Here is an 18,464-nt window from a genome sequence, read left to right as displayed (position 1 = left end):
GGCGCAATGCGCCAGAGCTCCTCCTCCGAATCCGCCCGCCCCGCGCCTCCGGCCGCCGCCGCGCCTGAGCGCGTCACGCCGATGATGGCGCAGTACGTCGAGATCAAGGCCGCCAATCCGGACTGCCTGCTGTTCTACCGGATGGGCGATTTCTACGAATTGTTCTTCCGGGATGCCGAGATCGCCTCGCGCACGCTCGGCATCGTTCTGACCAAGCGCGGCAAGCACCAGGGCGACGACATCCCGATGTGCGGCGTGCCGGTCGAGCGTGCCGATGACTATCTCCAGCGCCTGATCGCCGCCGGCCATCGCGTCGCCGTCTGCGAGCAGACCGAGGACCCGGCCGAGGCCAAGAAGCGCGGCAACAAGTCGGTGGTGAAGCGCGATGTCGTGCGCCTCGTCACGCCCGGAACCATCACCGAGGAGCGCCTGCTCGAACCCGGCCGCGCCAGCCTGTTCGTCGCGGTGGCGCGTCGCAAGACCGGCGAATCTGCCTCGCTCTACGGCATCGCGGCGATCGACATCTCGACAGGCCGCTTCACCGTGATGGAGACGCCGCAGGAGCGGCTCGGAATCGAGTTCTCGCGGCTGGAGCCGCGCGAGATCGTCTGCCCGGATGCGATCCATGACGATCCCGAGCTCAAGGAATTCTGGCGCGAGATCACGATTCCCGTGACGCCGTTGGCCCGTGACGGGCTCGACGCGGCCTCGGCCGAGCGGCGCCTGAAGGAATTCTTCGGCGTCGCCACGCTCGATGCCTTCGGCGCCTTCACGCGCGCCGAGATCGCTGCGGCCGGCGCCGCGCTCGCCTATGTCGAGCGCACCCAGCTCGGTGCCCGTCCGCCGCTCTCGGCCCCGGTGCGCGATGCCGGCTCGGCGACGATGCTGATCGACGCCGCGACCCGCGCCAATCTGGAGCTGACCCGTACCCTCGGCGGCGAGCGGCAGGGCAGCCTGCTCGCCACGATCGACCGCACGGTGACGCCGGGCGGCGCGCGCCTGCTGGCCGAGCGCCTTGCCGGCCCGCTGACTGATCCTGCCGCCATCGCTGCCCGCCATGACGCGGTCGAGCTGCTCGTCACGGATGCAGGCTTGCGCGAGGACCTGCGCCTGGCCCTGGAGAAGGTGCCGGATGTCGCCCGTGCCTTGGCGCGTCTCTCGCTCGACCGTGGCGGCCCGCGCGACCTCGCGGCGCTCGGCGCCGGGCTCGATGCCGCCCGCGCGATCGCGGCCTTGCTGGTCCGGCGCGGTGAACTGCCGGTCGAGCTTTCCCGCGCCATGCGGGCTCTCGGCGAGAGCGATCCCGATCTGCCGGTGCGCCTCAACGCGACGCTGGCCGATGAATTGCCACTCAACCGTCGCGACGGCCGCTTCGTGCGCGAAGGCTTCGATCCGGCGCTCGACGAGTTGCGCCTGCTCCAGATCGACTCGCGCAAGGTCATCGCCCAATTGCAGGCGCGCTATGCGGCCGAGACCGGCTGCCGCACGTTGCGCATCAAGCACAACGCGATGCTCGGCTATTTCGTCGAGGTGCCCCAGGCAGCCGGCGAGGAATTCCTGCGCGATCCCTGGCGCGCGACCTTCGTGCATCGCCAGACCATGTCGGATGCGATGCGCTTCTCCTCGGTCGAGCTCGGCGAGCTCGAAGCCAAGATCGCCTCCGCCGCCGACCGGGCGCTGAAGCTCGAATTCGCCATCTTCGCCGCGCTCAGCGAAGCCGTGCTGGCCCAGGCCGAGCCGATCAAGGCCGCCGCTCTGGCATTGGCCGAACTCGATGTCGCAGCGGCACTGGCCGATCTCGCTGGCCGCGAGGGCTGGAGCCGCCCGCAGGTCGATGACGGCGTCGCCTTCACCATCGAGCGCGGCCGCCACCCCGTGGTCGAGGCCGCCCTGAAGCGCGACGGCAAGCCCTTCGTCGCCAACGACACCGAACTGTCGCCACCGGGCACGGAGGCCAAGGGCGGGCGCATCTGCCTGATCACCGGCCCGAACATGGCGGGTAAATCGACCTTCCTGCGCCAGAACGCGCTGATCGCGGTGCTCGCCCAGATGGGCTCCTTCGTGCCGGCGACCGTTGCGCATATCGGCATCGTCGACCGATTGTTCTCGCGCGTCGGCGCGGCTGACGATCTCGCGCGCGGCCGTTCGACCTTCATGGTCGAGATGGTCGAGACGGCGGCGATCCTGAACCAGGCCGGCCCGCGCGCGCTCGTCATCCTCGACGAGATCGGCCGTGGCACCGCGACCTTCGACGGCCTCTCGATCGCCTGGGCGGCGATCGAGCATCTCCACGAGATCAATCGCTGCCGCAGCCTGTTCGCGACCCACTATCACGAGCTGACGGCGCTCGGAGACCGGCTCGACCGCGTCGCCAACGCGACCGTGCGCGTCACCGAATGGAAGGGCGAGGTCGTCTTCCTGCACGAGGTCGTGCCGGGCGCGGCTGACCGCTCCTACGGCATCCAGGTCGCCAAGCTCGCAGGCCTGCCGCCAGCCGTGGTCGAGCGCGCCCGCGCCATCCTCGGCGAACTCGAGAAGACCGAGCGCGAGAAGCCCGTCGCCTCACTGGTCGACGACCTCCCGCTCTTCGCCGTGCCGCAGCGCAAGCCTACGCCGGTCGTTGCCGAGGGCGAGCCGGACGGTTTGCGCGAGGCACTCGCCGGGATCGACCCGGACGAGATGACCCCGCGCGAGGCGTTGGAAGCGCTCTATCGCCTGAAAGGGATTGGCTAGGCTAGCCCAGCCGCTTGATGCTGGTGATCTCGCCGAAGCTCTTGGCGCGGATGCGGTCGCGCGCCTCGCGCAGCGGCTCGCGATAGACGCTCATCACATGCCCGCTGGCATGAAGCAGCGTGTCGGGATCGGTCAGGATGCCGACATGCCCCTTCCAGAAGACGAGATCGCCGCGCTGGAGTCCCGACAGATCCTCGCGCAACGCGACCGGCCGGCCGAGCGTCGCTTCCATCATGTCGGAATCGCGCGGCGCGGCGATGCCGGCGGCGGCGAGGGAAAGCTGCGTCAGCCCCGAGCAGTCGAGCCCGAGGCTGGTCTTGCCGCCCCAGAGATAGGGCACGCCGACGAAACGCTCGGCCACCCCGACGAAATCCGCCTCATGCCGGTCGATTGGCGCAAGATGGGCGGCGAAGACATGGCCGCCATCGCTTAGAACCGCGAAATCGCCCTTGCTCTCGACGACGGCGACGTTGGCACCGAGCGACAGCGCAGTGAGCGGCGGCAGTTTGATCGAGGGACCGGGATAGACGAAGGTCCGCAAGCCCGCGACGCGGTGCGTCGGCGCCGGTTGGTCCGGCCGCAAGGCATCGTCGGGGATGTAGCCGACATAGCCGTCGCGAGCGAGCTGCGCCCAAGCCCAGCCCTCCTCGCGCTCATAGACCTGCACCAGCTCGCCGGCCAGCGCCTCGGTATCGAGCGCGGCGTCCGGGCGTGGCTCGCGCCGCACGGGAGCGGAAGCCGCGACGATGCGCATCGGCTGCGGGTCGACGAAGCGGGCGGCCTCGACTTGGCCTGCCAGCGTGCGCGCAGCGAGGTCGGGGCGGAAGGCATGGATGCGGCGGTCGAGAATCGCGGTCATGGCGGCAATCTAGAGCGCTGCCCCTCCTCAGGGAACCACGTCATTCTCGGGCGGAGCGCAGCGGAGACCCGAGAATTTCAGGACGAGAAGGAACTGGTTTCCGAGATGCTCAGGGCTCAAGCCCGGGCATGACGAGGAGCAAAGGCGTCAGCTGCCGCCAATCTCCTTGGCATGCTCCGTCACGAGATCGGCCAACCGCTCGACGGCCAGCGCCCCCGCGACGGTGCGCTGGATCACGACATTGCGGCGATCGGCCTCGTCGCGCTTGCGGGTCAGCAGGCCGAGCTTGCCGAGCGTGTCGAGCGCGCGCGTGATCACCGGCTTGGTCACGCCGAGCTGCCTGGCGAGGCCCCGCACCGTATGCGGCGGCAATTCGAGATAGACGGTTAGCAGAATCGCGGTCTGGCGCGCCGAGAGATCGGCGTCATGGTCCCGCACCAGATCGAGATGCACCTGCCGCCACAGCTTGAGCGCCTGCGAAGGCTTGATCTCCAGGGGCATAAAGGCACGGATCCCGATCGTTACGGACCCGTATCATTATCGCGGTGGCGGCGGCGCGCAATCGGCTTCGCCGAACAGCCTTAACCGCGCGGGTAGAGCTGCTTGACGAGGGCGTGGATCAGCCGCGCTCCCTGGCATTCGCCGCCTTCCGGCCGCCCCGGCTTGGCGGAGGGGTTCCAGGCGTAGATGTCGAAATGCACGTAGGATTTCGTCTTCTCGACGAAGCGGTTGAGGAACAGCGCCGCCGTGACCGAGCCGGCCATGCCGCCGCCGGAGACGTGGTTGACGTCGGCGATCTTGGAATCGAGCAGGCCGTCATAGGGCGGCCAGAGCGGCAGCCGCCAGACCGGGTCGTTCATGGCCATGCCGAGCCGGGCGATCTCGGACGCAAGGTCCTCGTCATGCGTGTAGAATGGCGGCAGATCCGGGCCGAGCGCGGTGCGAGCCGCACCGGTCAGTGTCGCGAAATCGACGAGCAGCTCCGGCGCCTCTTCGTCCGCCAGCGTCAGCGCATCGGCGAGGATCAGGCGGCCTTCCGCATCGGTATTGCCGATCTCGACCGAGAGGCCCTTGCGGCTCGCCAGCACGTCGCCGGGCCGGAAGGCGTTGCCCGAAACGGAATTCTCGACGGCCGGGACCAGCAGGCGCAAACGCACCGGCAGCTTCGCCAGCATGATCATCCGCGCTGCGGCGATCGCGGCAGCTGCCCCGCCCATGTCCTTCTTCATCAGCAGCATCGAGGCGTCGGGCTTGAGATTGAGCCCGCCGGTGTCGAAGGCGACGCCCTTGCCGACCAGCGTGACCCTGGGATGGGCGGGGTCGCCCCAGACGAGGTCGATCAGCCGCGGTGCGCGCGTCGAGGCGCGGCCGACCGCATGGATCATCGGGAAGTTGCGGGCGATCAGGTCGTCGCCGACGATGCTGGTGACGGTCGCGCCGCATTCGGTGGCGAGCCCGCGGATCGCCGCTTCGATCTCGCCCGGCCCGAGTTCATTGGCCGGCGTGTTGACGAGGTCGCGCGCCAGCATGGCGGATTCGGCGATCTGGCTGATCTCCTCGCCGTCGACGCCGCCGGGGATGACCAGCCGGGCGCGTGCCGGGCTCGGCTTGCGGTAGCGATCGAAGCGATAGCCCTGCAGAAGCCAGCTCAGCGCCGCCAGCGTGGGATCGCCGAACTCGCCCGACAAGGCGTAATCGCCGGCGGGCAGCAGCGCGGCGAGGCGTCCGGCCGCGAAGGGATCAGGCCGGCGCGCGGCGGCGTCGATGCCGAGCAGGACCGCCGCCAGCGCCCCTTGCGCGTCGGGCAGCAGGCAATGCTGGCCGGCGCGGGCCGCGAAACCCTGCGCAAGGGCGAAACTGCGATTGGCCGGGGATAGCCGGTCCTGAAGCGCGGGCCAGGTGCCGGCCGAGACGACGTGAACGGGAATGGCTGCGGCGGAGGAGGAGGTCAGGAGGCTGTGCACGGAGCGATGTTTCGGTTTCGGGCAGGAGCGTCAGGGAGGCGATTAAGAATGCATTAGGGTTAACGCTTTATCACCGGATCGACCAGTCGAACCCATCCAGACGACCCGTTTTCGGGAGGCGATCCGGCCCATGTCTTCAGCCCGGCCCCATTCTTCCGCTCGCGAATCCCTGCGGGGTTCCCGCCCCGCGCTCGGTCTGGCCGTTTGCCTAGCTGCGCTCGTTCTCGCGGGCTGCCAGGGCCGTGGCGGCCCCGGCGACATCACCGGTTCGATCGGCCGCAGCAGCCAGGCGAGCCAGCCGCGAACCTCGTCGGACTGGCAGGCCGACCGTGAAAACTGGGCGAAGCGCTACGACGCCAATCCCAAGGACCGCGACGCCGCCTTCTACTACGCGCGGGCCCTGCGCAGCCTCGACCAGAATGCCCAGGCCCTGGCCGTGCTGCAGAATGCGGTCCTGATCCATCAGGACGACCGCGAGCTTCTTGGCGCCTATGGCCGTTCGCTTGCCGATAATGGCCGGCTGCGCGAGGCGGACGAGGTCCTGTCGCGGGCGCATTCGCCCGAGCGGCCGGACTGGCGGATATTGTCGGCCCAGGGCACCGTCGCCGACCAGATGGGTGAGCATGCCCGTGCCCAGCAGATTTACCAGACGGCGCTGAAGCTCGCCCCGAACGAGCCGACGATCATGTCGAATTACGGGTTGTCGCTCGCCCTGTCGCGCAACCTGCCCGAGGCCGAGCGCGTGCTCGCCGAGGCTGCTGCCTCGGACCGGGCGGATGCCCGCGTCCGTCAGAATCTCGTCTTCGTCCTTGGCCTGCAAGGCCGCTTCGGCGAAGCCGAGACGCTGGCCCGTCGCGACCAGAGCCCCGCCGAGGCGGCGGCGACGATCGCCTATCTCAAGCGCAGCGTCAGCCAGCAGAACAGCTGGGAATTGCTGAAGGGCGGCAAGGGCCGGGCTCCGTCGCAGGCCAGGCCGCCAGTGGCGAACGGAGCGGCCAGCGCGCCTGCCGCCGCGCCGCCGGTCTGAGACGAGGGGCGCTCCCCCGATCCGCGCTTTCGCGCCGGCAACCGGACACAATCAAAGAAGGCCGGAGCTTTGGGGCTCCGGCCTTTCTGCTTTATTCGATGGGTTGCGCCTTTGCGGCTCTCAAGTCGAGCGGCCGCCCATTGGGGGCCTCACTCCCATTTGAAGACCTGTACCAGGGCCGGCGTCAGGATGATCACGAACAGCACCGGCAGGAAGAACAGGATCATCGGCACGGTGAGCTTCGGCGGCAGGGAGGCGGCCTTCATCTCGGCGGCCGACATGCGCTGGTCGCGGCTTTCCTGAGCGAGCGTGCGAAGTGCCGTGCCGAGCGGCGTGCCGTAGCGCTCGGCCTGGATCAGCGCCGTCGAGACCGACTTCACGCTCTCGAGGCCGGTGCGGATCGCAAGGTTCTCATAGGCGATGCGGCGGTCGCTCAGATAGGAGAGCTCGGCCGTGCACAGCGCGAACTCCTCCGCCAGCGGCACCGACTGATTGCCGATCTCGCCCGCGACCTTGCGGAATCCATTTTCGATGGACATGCCGGATTCGACGCAGATCAGCAGGAGGTCGAGCGCATCCGGAAAGGCCAGCCGCATCGACGCCTGCCGCTTGGTGATCTGGTTCGACAGGAAGATCTCGGGTGCCTTGATGCCGAGATAGGCGCCTGCGATGCCGATGGCGATCTTGATCGTGAAGCTCTGGCCGAAATCATTGATCACGAAGAGGTAGAAAAGCACGAACAGGAACAGGCCGACGGGGGCTGCGAGGCGGAAGAACAGGAAGGCGATCTCCGCCTGCGGGCCGCGATGGCCGGCCATCGCGAGCTGCTTCTTGGCGCTCTCGGTGCCGAGCCAGTCGCCCAGCTTGAACCGCTCCACGACGCGTCGCATGTAAGCTTTGGGCTCCTGGCGCAGCGAGACCTTCTCGTTTTGCCGGTTGAGCCGCTCGCGCTCGCGGGCACGGATCTTGTCGCGCTCCGTCGCGACGTTCTTCATGCGTTTCTGGAGATTGTTGCCCTCGGTCAGCGGAATCGCGATCGTGATCACGGTGGCCGCCGCCGCGATGGCGGCCAGCAGCGCCAGCATGAACTGCGGGTTGGTGACGCTGTTGACGATCTGGGAAATCATTGCCGCCTCAGATGTCGAAATTGATCATCTTGCGCATGACCAGGATGCCCATCAGCATCCAGATCGCGCTCGCGACCAGCGCGAATTTGCCGGCCTGGGTCAGCCACAGGATCTCGATATATTTCGGTGTGGTGACCCAGACGAGCACGCCCACGGTCGGGGGCAGCGCGCCGATGATCGCCGCGGAGGTCTTGGCTTCCGTCGAGACGGCCCGGATCTTGTCGCGCATCTTGCGCCGTTCGCGCAGCACCCGCGAGAGGTTGCCGAGCGTCTCGGAAAGATTGCCGCCGGTCTTCTGCTGGATGGCGATGACGATACCGAAGAAATTGGCCTCGGCGCAGGGCATGCGCTCATAGAGCTTGGTGGCGGCCTCCGCCAGCGGCAGACCCAGCGCCTGCGCTTCGATCATCAGCCGGAACTCGGTCTTCACCGGCTCCTGCGCCTCGCTGGCGATGATGCGAAGGCAATCATTGACGGGCAGGCCGGCCTTGATGCCGCGCACGACCACGTCGAGCGCGTTCGGGAACTCGACGCCGAACGACTTCAGCCGCCGGTCCTTGCAACGCTTCAGGAACCAGGCAGGCATGCCGAAGCCGCCGATGAAGAGGCCGCCCAGTGCCAGGATCCAGCTGCCGCTCACGATCCAGAGCGCAAGCCCCATGATGATCGCGATTGTCGCGCTGATCACGTAGTATTTCTTGGCTGTCCAGGACAGGCCCGCCTGGGCGATGCGCTGCTCGAGCGAGACCTTGTTGCGCGCGTTCTCGCGGTTCTCGATCTCCTTGAGGCTCTGTGCGATCTGGCCACGCTTGTTGCGCGCCTGCGCTTCCCGGTCGATGCCGCGGATCGCGCTCGGGCCGGCGAATTCCTTGCGGCGCTTCTCGGCGCGCTTCTCGCCGCTGAGCGTCGGGTAGAGCAGGGCGTAGACCGCGCCGCCGACGGCGAGCATGGCCAGGAGCGCGATTGCGAGCGTGCTCGTGCTCATGACTGGAACCCCGGTGAGACCCTGCGCTCAGATGGCATTGCTGACACCCGCCTCCTCGAGCTGGTCGAGGGCGGCCGCCAGGCGCTGCTCCTCGCCGAAATAGCGCGCGCGCTCCCAGAGGCGCGGGCGCCCGACACCGGTGGAGCGGTGGCGGCCGATCAGCTTGCCGGCAGCGTCCTCGCCGACGATGTCGTAGAGCATCAGGTCCTGGGTCGTGATCACCTCGCCTTCCATGCCCATCACCTCCGTGATGTGGGTGATCCGGCGCGAGCCGTCGCGCAGGCGCTGGGCCTGGATGATGACGTCGACCGAGGAGCACAGCATCTCGCGCAGGGTCTTCGAGGGCAGCGAGAAGCCGCCCATCGTGATCATCGATTCGACACGGCTCAGGCATTCGCGCGGCGAGTTGGCGTGCAGCGTGCCCATCGAGCCGTCATGGCCGGTGTTCATCGCCTGGAGCAGGTCGAAGGCTTCCGGTCCGCGCACCTCGCCGACGATGATGCGTTCGGGGCGCATGCGCAGGCAGTTCTTGACGAGGTCGCGCATCGTCACCGCGCCCGTGCCCTCGAGATTGGGCGGGCGGGTTTCGAGGCGCACCACATGGGGCTGCTGAAGCTGGAGCTCGGCGGCGTCCTCGCAGGTGATGACGCGCTCGTCATGGTCGATATAGTTGGTCAGGCAGTTCAATAGCGTCGTCTTGCCCGAGCCCGTGCCGCCCGAGATGACGATGTTGCAGCGGACGCGGCCGATGATCTTCAGGAGTTCGGCGCCCGGCGGCGAGATCGCCCCGAACTTGACGAGCTGGTCGAGCGTCAGCTTGTCCTTCTTGAACTTGCGGATGGTCAGCGCCGGGCCGTCGATCGCCAGCGGCGGGGCGATGACATTGACGCGCGAGCCGTCGGCGAGGCGCGCGTCGCAGATCGGCGAGCTCTCGTCGACGCGGCGACCGACCTGGCTGACGATGCGCTGGCAGATGTTCATCAGCTGCGCGTTGTCGCGGAAGCGGATGTTGGTGAGCTGGATCTTGCCGGCGGTTTCGATGAAGGTCCGGCCGGCGCCGTTGACCATGATGTCGGCGATGTCGTCGCGGGCCAGCAGCGGTTCGAGCGGCCCGTAGCCGAGCACGTCGTTGCAGATGTCGTCGAGCAGTTCCTCCTGCTCGGCGATCGAGAGGACGACGTTCTTCAGCGAGATGATCTCGTTGATGATGTCGCGGATTTCCTCGCGCGCCGATTCCGAGTCGAGCTTCGCGAGCTGCGACAGATCGATGGCCTCGATCAGCGCCCCGAAGATCATGCTCTTCATCTGGTAGTAGTCTTCGGAGCGTGGCGCCGTCTCGGCGACCTGCGCGACCTTGCGCTCCTCCACGGCGGCAGGCGCAGCTTCGGGCTTGCGCGGCGCGGCCGGTGCGGCCGCGGGCATCCTTGCGTTCAGGTTGGGCGCGGTACCTGCGCCTGCGGATCGCTTGCCGAACATCTCAACACTCTCCCGCCCGCTCCGGGCCGGTCTCCCGCCTGGCGTCCGGGCGTATCCCCGTCATCGTTCGTCTCCGCCGGTCACGAGGCCTTGCGGCGCTTCAGCTTCGCGACGAACGGTTCGAGCAGGCTGCGCCGGCTCCGCTTGGCTTCGCCGCGCCCGGTCAGGGCACTGGCGATCTGGGTAAAGGCTTCGGTCGCCTTGCTGCCGGCCTGCACCTCGGCGATCATCTGGCCGTTATTGGCGGCCGTTCCGAAGAGCTGGGCGTCGAAGGGAACCGTGCTGAGCACATCGATGCCGAGCGCCTTGGAGAACTCGGCGGCGCTGATCTCGGGCCGCTTGGGCACGCCGACGCGGTTGAGGACGAGCCGCGCGACCCCGTCATTCGGCCGGGTCGCGCGCGACAGGTCGACCATGTTCTTGGCGTTGCGCAGCGAGGCGAGCTCCGGCTCGGCCACGATGACGATCTCGTCGGCGCCGAGCACCGTCCGCTTCACCCAGGCATTCCACTGGTGCGGCACGTCGAGGATGATGCAGGGCACGCTGGCGCGCAGCAATTCGAGGAGCTGTTCGAGCGCGTCCTCGTCGAGATCGACCGTCCGGTCGAGGATCGCGGGGGCGGCGAGCAGCGCGAGATTGTCGCTGCAGCGCGACAGGAGCCTGTCCAGCAGGTTGGAATCGAGGCGCTCCGGCGCGAACACCGCTTCCGCGATGCCTTGCGGCGGGTCCTGGTTGAAGTTGAGGCCGGCCGTGCCGAAGGCGATGTCGAGGTCGACGATCACGGTCGAGGCGTCGAGATTGCGCGCGATCGCCCAGGAGACGTTATGCGCGACCGTCGAGGCGCCGACGCCGCCCTTGGCGCCCATGACCGCGATCACGCGGCCGAGGTTGCGGGCTTCCGGGGTGATATAGAGCTCCGAAAGCGTGCGCAGGACGTCGAGAGGCTCCAGCGGCGCGATGAGATATTCGCTGACGCCGCGGCGGATCAGGTCGCGATAGAGTTGGACATCGTTGACATGGCCGATCACGACGACCTTGGTGCCGGCGTCGCAGCTTTCGGACAGGGCTTCGAGATGCGCCACGAGCGTCGCCGGGTCGGCCACCGCCTCGAGCACGATGATGTTCGGCGTCGGCGCCGCGCGGAAGGCTTCGACGGCGGCCGCGGGGCCGCCCATCTGGATGCGCGCATGGGCCTTGTCCATGCGCCTGTCGGCCACGGCCGCCTGCATGGTCGCGGCGACGGCCGGGGTTTCGCAGAAGGCCTGCAGCGTGATGCGCGGCAGCGGCGCGATGGTCTCGTCGCTCGGCAGCTCGCTGGTCTGGCTCTCGTGGGGATCGGCCTGCATCAGTTGCTGCCCCCGACGGTAGCGTTGATCTGCGGAGTCGCCTGCCGGTACTGGGTCGAGGGATCGCGACCCTCGCGGATCTTGGAGATGGCGCCCATGCGCTTGACCAGGTCGGGACGGCCTTCCTCGCGCGACCGGACGAGGTCGATCGGATCGGCCACCTGCGCCGCCAGTGTCGCCTGCGAGGCACAGCCGAGGTTCCAGTAGGGGGCGTTCGAGGACGAGTACCGGAAGTCGGAGCTGCCAAGATCGGTCGGCCACTGCCCGCAGTTATGCGGGACGCTCGCCTGGAGCGAGGCGAAGGTCAGGCGGATCGGCGAGGCGAGCCCCGGGTCCTGGATCGGGTAGCTGCGCACGCTGAGGATGCCGGGCGAGACGCCGCCGCGCGACAGAGCCGTCCGGATGCCGTGCAGCGTGTCCTGGGTGGCGTGATCGCGGCGGGCTCCGGTCGGGACCTCCGCGACGAGGCCGCCCTTGCCGGAACGGCGGAACTCGCGGGCGAAGTTCGCGACATCCTCCGCCTGCCGGGCGTCGAGCGTGCCGCCGCTGCGCCCGACGAAGACGTCGAGCGAGCGTGGCGCGTCGCGGAGCACGATCGGGTGCCGCTCGCGGATGTCGTCCGGCCCGAAGGCGAGCGTGTCGGATTCGGCCGTGCGCTTGGCGCAGCCGCCGAGGATGGCGCCGAGTGCCAGCACGGCAACGATCAGACGCGGTCCTGTCGAGTCGATCCGGGAGGAAACCGTCATGGTCGGGCCATCCATCATCGTTGTCATCGGGCGCTCAGTCGGCGATGAAGCCGACGCGACCCTTGTAGGCCTGGGGAACCGGGCCGCCGCCGCTGCCATAGATCTTGTTGAGCCGCCCGAGCAGGATCGCCTGGGAATCGTGCGCCTCGACGAAGCCGTCATCCGGCCTCTGGATCTGGTTCGGCTGCATCGGCTTGGCGATGTAGGGCGTGACCATGATCATCAGCTCGGTCTCCTCGCGCTGGTAGTCGCGCGAGCGGAACAGCGTGCCGATGATCGGCAGGTTCATCAGCCCGGGCAGGCCGTTGATCGATTGCTTCGAGACGCGCTGGATCAGGCCGGCCGTGGCCAGAGTGCCGCCCGAGGGCAGTTCGACCGTGGTATCGGACTTGCGGACGCGGAAGGCCGGCGTGTTGAGCGCCTCCTCGTTGGCGCCGCTCATGCGCAGCTGGTTCTCGAAGTCGAGCTCGGTGACCTCGGTGGCGATGCGCATGCTGATCTTGGTGTCGGACATCACGATCGGCGTGAAGTTGAGGGCGACGCCGATCGGCTTGTACTCGATCTGGACCTGGCAGGTGCGGCGGTTGAAGATGTCGTAGGAGCAGTTCTGGCCCTTCGGAACCGGCACCTCGCCGCCCGCGGTGAATTTCGCGCTCTCGCCGGAGATCGCGGTGACCGTGGGCTCGGCCAGGACGCGCGCCATGCCGGCGCGCTCGAGCGCCCGCAGCGTGAAGTTCTGGGTGTTGCCGAGGCCGGCGCCGATCGCGGTGGCGGAGAGCTGCTGCGGCTGGAGGGGGAAGGGATTCTCGATCGACGGCGTTATCGAGAACTTGCCGAGCTTCCATTCGCCGGTCGAGTTGATGCCGAGCTGCTTGATCGCCTTCCGCGAGATCTCCGACACCGTGACCTTCACCATCACCTGGTCGCGGTCGCGCAGCGTCAGCGAGTTGATCACCGTCCCGGTCCGCCACGAGGAGGCGCCACCGACGAAGGCCTTGGCGATGTCGACCGCCTGGGTCGCTTCCGAGGCGTTCGGCACCACTCCGACGAGCAGGATCGAATCGCCCGCCGGCTTGATGTCGATCTGCGAGTTCGGCAGGGCCGTGCGCAGCGTCTGCCTGAGCACGTTGAGGTCGCGTCCGACATTGATGTCGAGCGCGGTGATCTGCTGACCGTCGCCGTCCATCACGAACATCGAGGTCGAGCCGTCGGCGATGCCGATGATGAAGAGCTTGCGCGCCGTCCGGACCACCGCGTTGGCGACCTTCGGATTGGCGACGAAAACCTCCTTGGCGTCGCGCGGCAGCTCGACGATGAGCGAGCGGCCGATCGAGAGGTCGAGCCGGCGCGAGATCGCATATTCGCTCGATCCGACATTGAGAACCGGGGCCGGGCCGCTTCCGGTAGTCTGGGCGCCGGCGCCGCCGGCGGCCAGGACGAGCGCGAGGGTGGTCGCGATGCGGAGAGAGGATCTGATCATGGCTTCACGCTCTTCGAGGTGACACCGTAGCGCACGAGCGTCATGGAGTTTTCGGCCTGGGTCGGCGGCGTTGTTTCGCCGGCATCCTTGAGGCTGCGCAGGGCCAGCGAGAGGGAGCCCGTCTTCTGGGCCTGGGCCAGGCTCTCGACCTGTCCGGGATCGACTTCAAGCGTGGCGGTCTCGCCGACCACGACCTTCTCGCCATTGCGCTCCTGGACGTTCTGGCCGATGGCGAGCACGCGGATGTTGCGCAGGATCACTTCGCTGGCATAGCTCTCGCCGCTGCTGCCTGACGCTTCGCTGCGGATCGTGGAGACCACGTCGACGCGGTCGTTCGGAAGGATGAAGCCGCCGGCGGTGTTGGCGCCGCGGCTGTCGGTGCTGATCGCGACGGCGCGCTTGCCGGAGGGAAGAACGGCTGAAAGGAAGCCGGTTCCGTCGGTCTTGATCAGCTTTTCGCGGCGGATCGGCTCGGCGCCGAGGGTGGCGTAGCGCGCAACCTGGCCGATGATCTCTTTCTCCGCCTCGGGCGCTTCGTCCTTGCGGATGATGCCGTTGGGCACGCTGGCCAGGGGCCAGTCGAGCCAGCGCAGGTCATTGGCCGTCACCGTGTTGCCGACGGGGATATCGGTTGCTGCCACCAGGACCGGCACCGTCGGAGCGGCCTCGATCTTCGCGACGGGGTCAGGCTCCTTGGAAGGGCGCTGTGCCAGCAGCGCCGCGCCTAGCCCTGCCACGAGCGCGACCACGAGAATGATGATGCGTGCGGGACTCATGGACGAACGATCCTCGGCCAAGCGTGATTGGCTCTCGTTCCGGATCGTCGTTCGGAAACGTCAACTTATGGTTAATCGGTCGTATATTTTTTTAGGACGCTGACGTTCCGGCCGGTGGCCCGTCAGACTCCGATCCCGGCATGCCAGATCGCGGTCTCCGGCAGGATGAGGAGCGCGGCGAAGGCGAGCGCGATACCGTAGGGCACGCCCTCGTTGGCGGCATGCAGGCGGCGCAGCCAGGACCACTTCTCCATGCGCGCCGGCAGCGGGCGCGAGCGCAGCATCAAAATGAGCATGGTCAGGAGACCGCCGAAGAGGCCGGAGATCATCAGATAAGGCATGAGCTGGTCAAAGCCGAACCAGAGCGCCGTCGCAGCAGCAAGCTTGGCATCGCCGCCGCCGATCCAGCCCGCGGCGAACAGGCCGAACGCGATAACGAGGACGAGACCGCCGGCCGCGAGATGCCAGCCGATCTCGGACAGGCTCAGGCCGAGCAGGGCGGCGCAGAGCGCGAAGGATCCGACCAGGAGGAGGCAGAGCCGGTTCGAGATCGTCATGGAAACGAGGTCGCTCGCGGCTGCATAGGCCATAGCGAACGGAAAAACCCCCAGCAGGACGATCAACGACAGCGACATGGCATGATCCGATCAGGAACCCGGCTGATACTGGCACCGATCCATCACCAAAGCCTTACGGCTGCGGCGAGGGGGCGTTGAAAGCAGAAAGCCCCGGCAGGCCGGGGCTTTCCAAGGCATAGCGAAGTGATCTTACTTCAGCTTGCTGGAAACTTCTTCGAACGTCGAGACCAGCTTGGTGCCGATCGTGCTCATCGCGGTGATCGCGGCGACGGCGATCAGGGCGGCGATCAGGCCGTACTCGATGGCGGTGGCGCCCGACTCATCCTTGACGAAGCGCTTGAAAACGTTGGTCATGCTGAAACTCCTTTACACCACGGTTTGACGGCTGCCTGTGCTCTGAGTGGCTTCGGTCAGCGACAGGAGTGACATTAGCCCGCTCCTCTTTCTGATCGGTTAAGCCGATTGAAGAATTGGCCGCTTTCTTGCGGCGTTATTTCTGTAGTTAACGCTCGATTTAACAGATGCAAATTGGAAGGCGACCTATGAATAGAGTTTTAGTAGTGAGAAATTGTCGGTAAACAGGGTGTTTAACGAACCCGACGACGTCGATTTAGTTTCAGAAGGCTCGGCTGTGAACGATGGTTGGCAGCGCTGTTCCGTTGCGACAAGCTGCGGTCGCCGCTGGGAAATCGCTGATCTCCGCGCGCTTAGGATTTGATTCATCATTTTGGGCTTCACTGGCGAGGTCGCAAAGCTTGAGGCGCCGCCATGTTGATCATCCGTGCTCCTGAAGGGCGGCGCTGGCTTACCCGCTGGGCGGCAGCGACAGCCCTCGCATTCGCTGCTTGCGGTGGCACTGAAGCTGCGCCACAGCGCGCGCAATCCGACGCCGTCATCGTCACGGTCGACCACGCGAAGATCGTGCGCCTGCCCGAGAACGCGCAGACGGTCGTCGTCGGCAATCCCGCCATCGCGGATGTCTCCGTTCAGCGAAACGGCGTCATGATCGTCACCGGCAAGAGCTTCGGGGTCACCAACCTGATCGCGCTCGATGCCAATGGGGTGCTTCTTGCGGAATCGCTGGTGCGGGTCGGCAAGGCGTCCGATGAGGTTCTGACGGTGCAGCGGGGCATGGATCGCGAAAGCTACTCCTGCAATCCGGATTGCCAGCCTTCCGTCCAGATGGGCGACGAGAGCAAATTCTTCGCGAGCACGTCGGGACAGGCGACGGCCCGCAATGCGCTTGCGACCGCGGCGGGGCGGAACTAGCGGCCGGCGTTTATCAGGTACGCGCGCGTAGGCGCCCACGCATGGCTGAGGCCGGTGGGCCATGGTTAGCGAAAGCTTCACGCCGCTTCCGGCTGGCCGACGCCGCCCCTAACCGATCTGAAATTCTTTTGCCGTAGAGATTCTGGCCAGAGCCGAAGCTCGACGGGGCAAACGGATGTTCGAACGATTGCAAGACGCACCTTCGCCGGATGGCGGATCAAGGCGCCGCGGCGCCGGCCGTTTGCTGTTCCGGCGCTTCCGTCGCTCCCAGGATGGGGCGGCGGCGGTGGAGTTCGCCTTCGTCGCCATTCCATTCTTCGCGCTTCTCTTCGCGATTTTCGAGACCGCCCTGATGTTCTGGACCAACCAGGTCCTGGAAGAATCGGTCTCGCAGGTCTCGCGCACCCTGGTTACCGGACAGTCGCGCAGCATCTACACGGCCTCGACCGGTGCGGCGAACGCCGCGAAGTTCCGCGACAACATCTGCGCGATTGCGCCGATGGGGCTGATCGACTGCTCGAAGCTGGCTGTCGATGTCCGGGTCTATAGCAGTTTCGCCGATGCCAGTGCGGGAAGCGCAGCGACCAATCCCCTGGCGGGCGGCAATCTCAATACGAGCAGCTTCTCCTATGTGCAGCCGCAGAAGAGCGACATCGTCGTGGTGCGCGCAGTGCTGGACTACAAGCTCTTCCTGACGAGCTGGGCCTCGACGTCCCTGGCTAATATCGGGTCCGGCCGGCGCGGCATCGTCGCAAGCGCCGCCTTCCGGGCTGAGCCGTTCTAGCGTCGAGGGCAGGGATGAGGGACATGCAGAGAAAGACGACCCTGCCGCTCTGGCGCAGGTTCATCCGCAATCGCGAAGGCGTGGCGCTCGTCGAGTTCGCCATGGCGCTGCCGGTCATGCTCGTCGCCTATATCGGGATGGTGGAGGTGGCGCAGCTCGTGATGGTCAACCGCAAGGTCGCGCAATTGACCTTCGCCCTCTCCGATCTCACTGCACGCGCTCAATCCCTCGCGCCTGCGGATGTCGAGAGCATCTTCGATGCCGGGCAGTCGATCCTGATGCCCTATGCTCCTGGCAATGCCAGCATGATCATCAGCAATGTCGTGATCGACGGGTCTGGCGTGGCGCGCGTCTGCTGGAGCAACCAGCGCAATGGCACGGCGCTGGCCCGGGGTTCCACCGTCACGGTCCCCGACAGCGTCCGGATCGCCAACTCCTCCATCATCATGTCGCGCGCGAATTATCGTTACACGCCGGCCATCGGCTACGTCCTGACCGGGGTGCTCACGCTCGGCGGCACTCCGATCTATGCACGTCCGCGTAACGGCCTGGCCGGCGGCACATTGAACATCGAACAGGTCGTGAGGACCGGGACCAGCCCCTGCCCGACCTTCTGAGCGGTCTTGCGGGAGGCTCGGCTGTGACGAGCCCCCGGGTTCGGCGGCTGGGCCAGCCCCGCCGAAGCGCTTCTCTTGGCATGACGCGGAACTCGTCCGGGCGCCCGCGGAGGAAACAGTCCTCCGGCAAGCAGGGGCGCTTCAGCCGCGCAGCACCATGCGCCCGGTCTGGACCTCGTAGCCCTGGAGCTTGCTGAGGAAGGAATTGCCGAGGAGGCTCATCGAGAGCGCCCGCTCGGGCAGGACGACGGCGTCGACATTGCGCACGACGATATCGCCGAGCCGAATCTCCCGCAGGGTCGTCCGGAAGCCCGCGACCATTCCGTTGGCGGTGCTGAGCATCATCTTGCGCGTAGAGGCATCGCTCTTGATCCCAAGCGCGCGGGCATCTGCGGCGGTCAGCGCCACGATGCTGGCGCCGGTATCGACCATCATCTTGATGCGGTAATTGTCGACGGAAGGGTGCACGATGTAGTGCCCGCGATAATCAGCCGCGACAGCCAGCGTCGAGGGGATGCGCGGCCCTGGAACCCTCTGCTCCGTCGTGGCGGCCGCGACGGCAGGCTCCTGGCTTGCCGCGCGCGGCGCGACCAGCTGTGTATAGGACAACGCCCCGACAGCCGCGGCGCCGGCTACGCTCAACGCCCAGGTCAATGGTGATGTCGTCACGGGCCCTCCGGACCTTCTGCCGGTGCTG

18 protein-coding genes are annotated in these 18,464 nt (G+C 67.1%); 5 read left to right on the top strand and 13 right to left on the bottom strand.

Translation table 11 applies throughout. The annotated features are described in order from the left end of the window. Positions 1-6 precede the first annotated feature (6 nt). Positions 7-2,733, top strand: a complete 2,727-nt coding sequence (gene mutS, locus AC3WMA_RS18760; RefSeq protein WP_492286864.1) for a DNA mismatch repair protein MutS — start codon at positions 7-9, stop codon at positions 2,731-2,733. A gap of 1 nt (position 2,734) precedes the next feature. On the opposite strand, the gene AC3WMA_RS18755 is transcribed toward mutS, so the two are convergent. From AC3WMA_RS18755 to AC3WMA_RS18745, 3 genes are all read right to left on the bottom strand, one after another. Then, positions 2,735-3,592 (bottom strand): C40 family peptidase, encoded by an 858-nt coding sequence (locus AC3WMA_RS18755; RefSeq protein WP_492286863.1) that lies wholly within the window; start codon positions 3,590-3,592, stop codon positions 2,735-2,737. A 147-nt stretch (positions 3,593-3,739) separates the two neighbouring features. Beyond that, the gene (locus tag AC3WMA_RS18750; RefSeq protein WP_293808478.1) at positions 3,740-4,093 is read right to left on the bottom strand and encodes a MarR family winged helix-turn-helix transcriptional regulator; all 354 of its coding nucleotides are present in this window, start codon (positions 4,091-4,093) and stop codon (positions 3,740-3,742) included. 80 nt (positions 4,094-4,173) lie between these two features. Then, positions 4,174-5,556 (bottom strand): leucyl aminopeptidase family protein, encoded by a 1,383-nt coding sequence (locus AC3WMA_RS18745; RefSeq protein WP_492286862.1) that lies wholly within the window; start codon positions 5,554-5,556, stop codon positions 4,174-4,176. A gap of 130 nt (positions 5,557-5,686) precedes the next feature. On the opposite strand from AC3WMA_RS18745, the gene AC3WMA_RS18740 reads away from it, so the two are divergent. After that, positions 5,687-6,583 carry a tetratricopeptide repeat protein gene (locus tag AC3WMA_RS18740; RefSeq protein ID WP_492286861.1) on the top strand — a complete coding sequence of 299 codons (897 nt, stop codon included), beginning with the start codon at positions 5,687-5,689 and terminating at the stop codon, positions 6,581-6,583. A 149-nt stretch (positions 6,584-6,732) separates the two neighbouring features. On the opposite strand, the gene AC3WMA_RS18735 is transcribed toward AC3WMA_RS18740, so the two are convergent. The 9 genes from AC3WMA_RS18735 to AC3WMA_RS18695 all read right to left on the bottom strand — a co-directional run bounded on the left by AC3WMA_RS18735 (position 6,733) and on the right by AC3WMA_RS18695 (position 15,451). Then, the gene (locus AC3WMA_RS18735; protein WP_492286860.1) at positions 6,733-7,710 is read right to left on the bottom strand and encodes a type II secretion system F family protein; all 978 of its coding nucleotides are present in this window, start codon (positions 7,708-7,710) and stop codon (positions 6,733-6,735) included. 7 nt (positions 7,711-7,717) lie between these two features. Then, on the bottom strand, positions 7,718-8,695 hold the full coding sequence (locus AC3WMA_RS18730) for a type II secretion system F family protein (RefSeq protein ID WP_492286859.1): 978 nt from the start codon (positions 8,693-8,695) through the stop codon (positions 7,718-7,720). A gap of 27 nt (positions 8,696-8,722) precedes the next feature. Beyond that, the gene (locus AC3WMA_RS18725) at positions 8,723-10,171 is read right to left on the bottom strand and encodes a TadA family conjugal transfer-associated ATPase (protein ID WP_492286858.1); all 1,449 of its coding nucleotides are present in this window, start codon (positions 10,169-10,171) and stop codon (positions 8,723-8,725) included. Between the two features lie 80 nt (positions 10,172-10,251). After that, positions 10,252-11,517, bottom strand: coding sequence for a CpaE/TadZ family protein (locus AC3WMA_RS18720; RefSeq protein WP_492286857.1), 1,266 nt, complete (start codon positions 11,515-11,517; stop codon positions 10,252-10,254). Continuing rightward, positions 11,517-12,263: a CpaD family pilus assembly protein gene (locus AC3WMA_RS18715; protein ID WP_492286856.1), complete on the bottom strand. Its 747-nt coding sequence runs from the start codon at positions 12,261-12,263 to the stop codon at positions 11,517-11,519. The genes AC3WMA_RS18720 and AC3WMA_RS18715 overlap by 1 nt, the downstream gene beginning before the upstream one ends. A 34-nt stretch (positions 12,264-12,297) precedes the next feature. Continuing rightward, the gene (locus tag AC3WMA_RS18710) at positions 12,298-13,743 is read right to left on the bottom strand and encodes a type II and III secretion system protein family protein (protein ID WP_492286855.1); all 1,446 of its coding nucleotides are present in this window, start codon (positions 13,741-13,743) and stop codon (positions 12,298-12,300) included. Continuing rightward, positions 13,740-14,519: a Flp pilus assembly protein CpaB gene (gene cpaB, locus AC3WMA_RS18705; RefSeq protein WP_492286854.1), complete on the bottom strand. Its 780-nt coding sequence runs from the start codon at positions 14,517-14,519 to the stop codon at positions 13,740-13,742. The genes AC3WMA_RS18710 and cpaB overlap by 4 nt, the downstream gene beginning before the upstream one ends. Positions 14,520-14,641: 122 nt before the next feature. Continuing rightward, positions 14,642-15,154: an A24 family peptidase gene (locus AC3WMA_RS18700; protein WP_492286853.1), complete on the bottom strand. Its 513-nt coding sequence runs from the start codon at positions 15,152-15,154 to the stop codon at positions 14,642-14,644. A 132-nt stretch (positions 15,155-15,286) separates the two neighbouring features. After that, positions 15,287-15,451, bottom strand: a complete 165-nt coding sequence (locus tag AC3WMA_RS18695; RefSeq protein WP_492286852.1) for a Flp family type IVb pilin — start codon at positions 15,449-15,451, stop codon at positions 15,287-15,289. A gap of 414 nt (positions 15,452-15,865) precedes the next feature. On the opposite strand from AC3WMA_RS18695, the gene AC3WMA_RS18690 reads away from it, so the two are divergent. The 3 genes from AC3WMA_RS18690 to AC3WMA_RS18680 all read left to right on the top strand — a co-directional run bounded on the left by AC3WMA_RS18690 (position 15,866) and on the right by AC3WMA_RS18680 (position 17,767). Continuing rightward, positions 15,866-16,366: a pilus assembly protein N-terminal domain-containing protein gene (locus AC3WMA_RS18690; RefSeq protein WP_492286851.1), complete on the top strand. Its 501-nt coding sequence runs from the start codon at positions 15,866-15,868 to the stop codon at positions 16,364-16,366. A gap of 286 nt (positions 16,367-16,652) precedes the next feature. After that, on the top strand, positions 16,653-17,150 hold the full coding sequence (locus AC3WMA_RS18685) for a TadE/TadG family type IV pilus assembly protein (protein WP_492286850.1): 498 nt from the start codon (positions 16,653-16,655) through the stop codon (positions 17,148-17,150). A 23-nt stretch (positions 17,151-17,173) separates the two neighbouring features. Further along, positions 17,174-17,767 carry a TadE/TadG family type IV pilus assembly protein gene (locus AC3WMA_RS18680; protein ID WP_492286849.1) on the top strand — a complete coding sequence of 198 codons (594 nt, stop codon included), beginning with the start codon at positions 17,174-17,176 and terminating at the stop codon, positions 17,765-17,767. Positions 17,768-17,908: 141 nt separating this feature from the next. Here the strand turns inward: AC3WMA_RS18680 and AC3WMA_RS18675 are convergent, their stop codons facing one another. Next, positions 17,909-18,436 (bottom strand): retropepsin-like aspartic protease family protein, encoded by a 528-nt coding sequence (locus tag AC3WMA_RS18675; protein WP_492286848.1) that lies wholly within the window; start codon positions 18,434-18,436, stop codon positions 17,909-17,911. Positions 18,437-18,464 lie beyond the last annotated feature (28 nt).

The organism is Allobosea sp. FW305-C-101, from assembly GCF_058783685.1.
The sequence above is the reverse complement of the archived record's forward strand: the minus strand, read 5'-3'. Positions and strand labels throughout refer to the sequence as shown.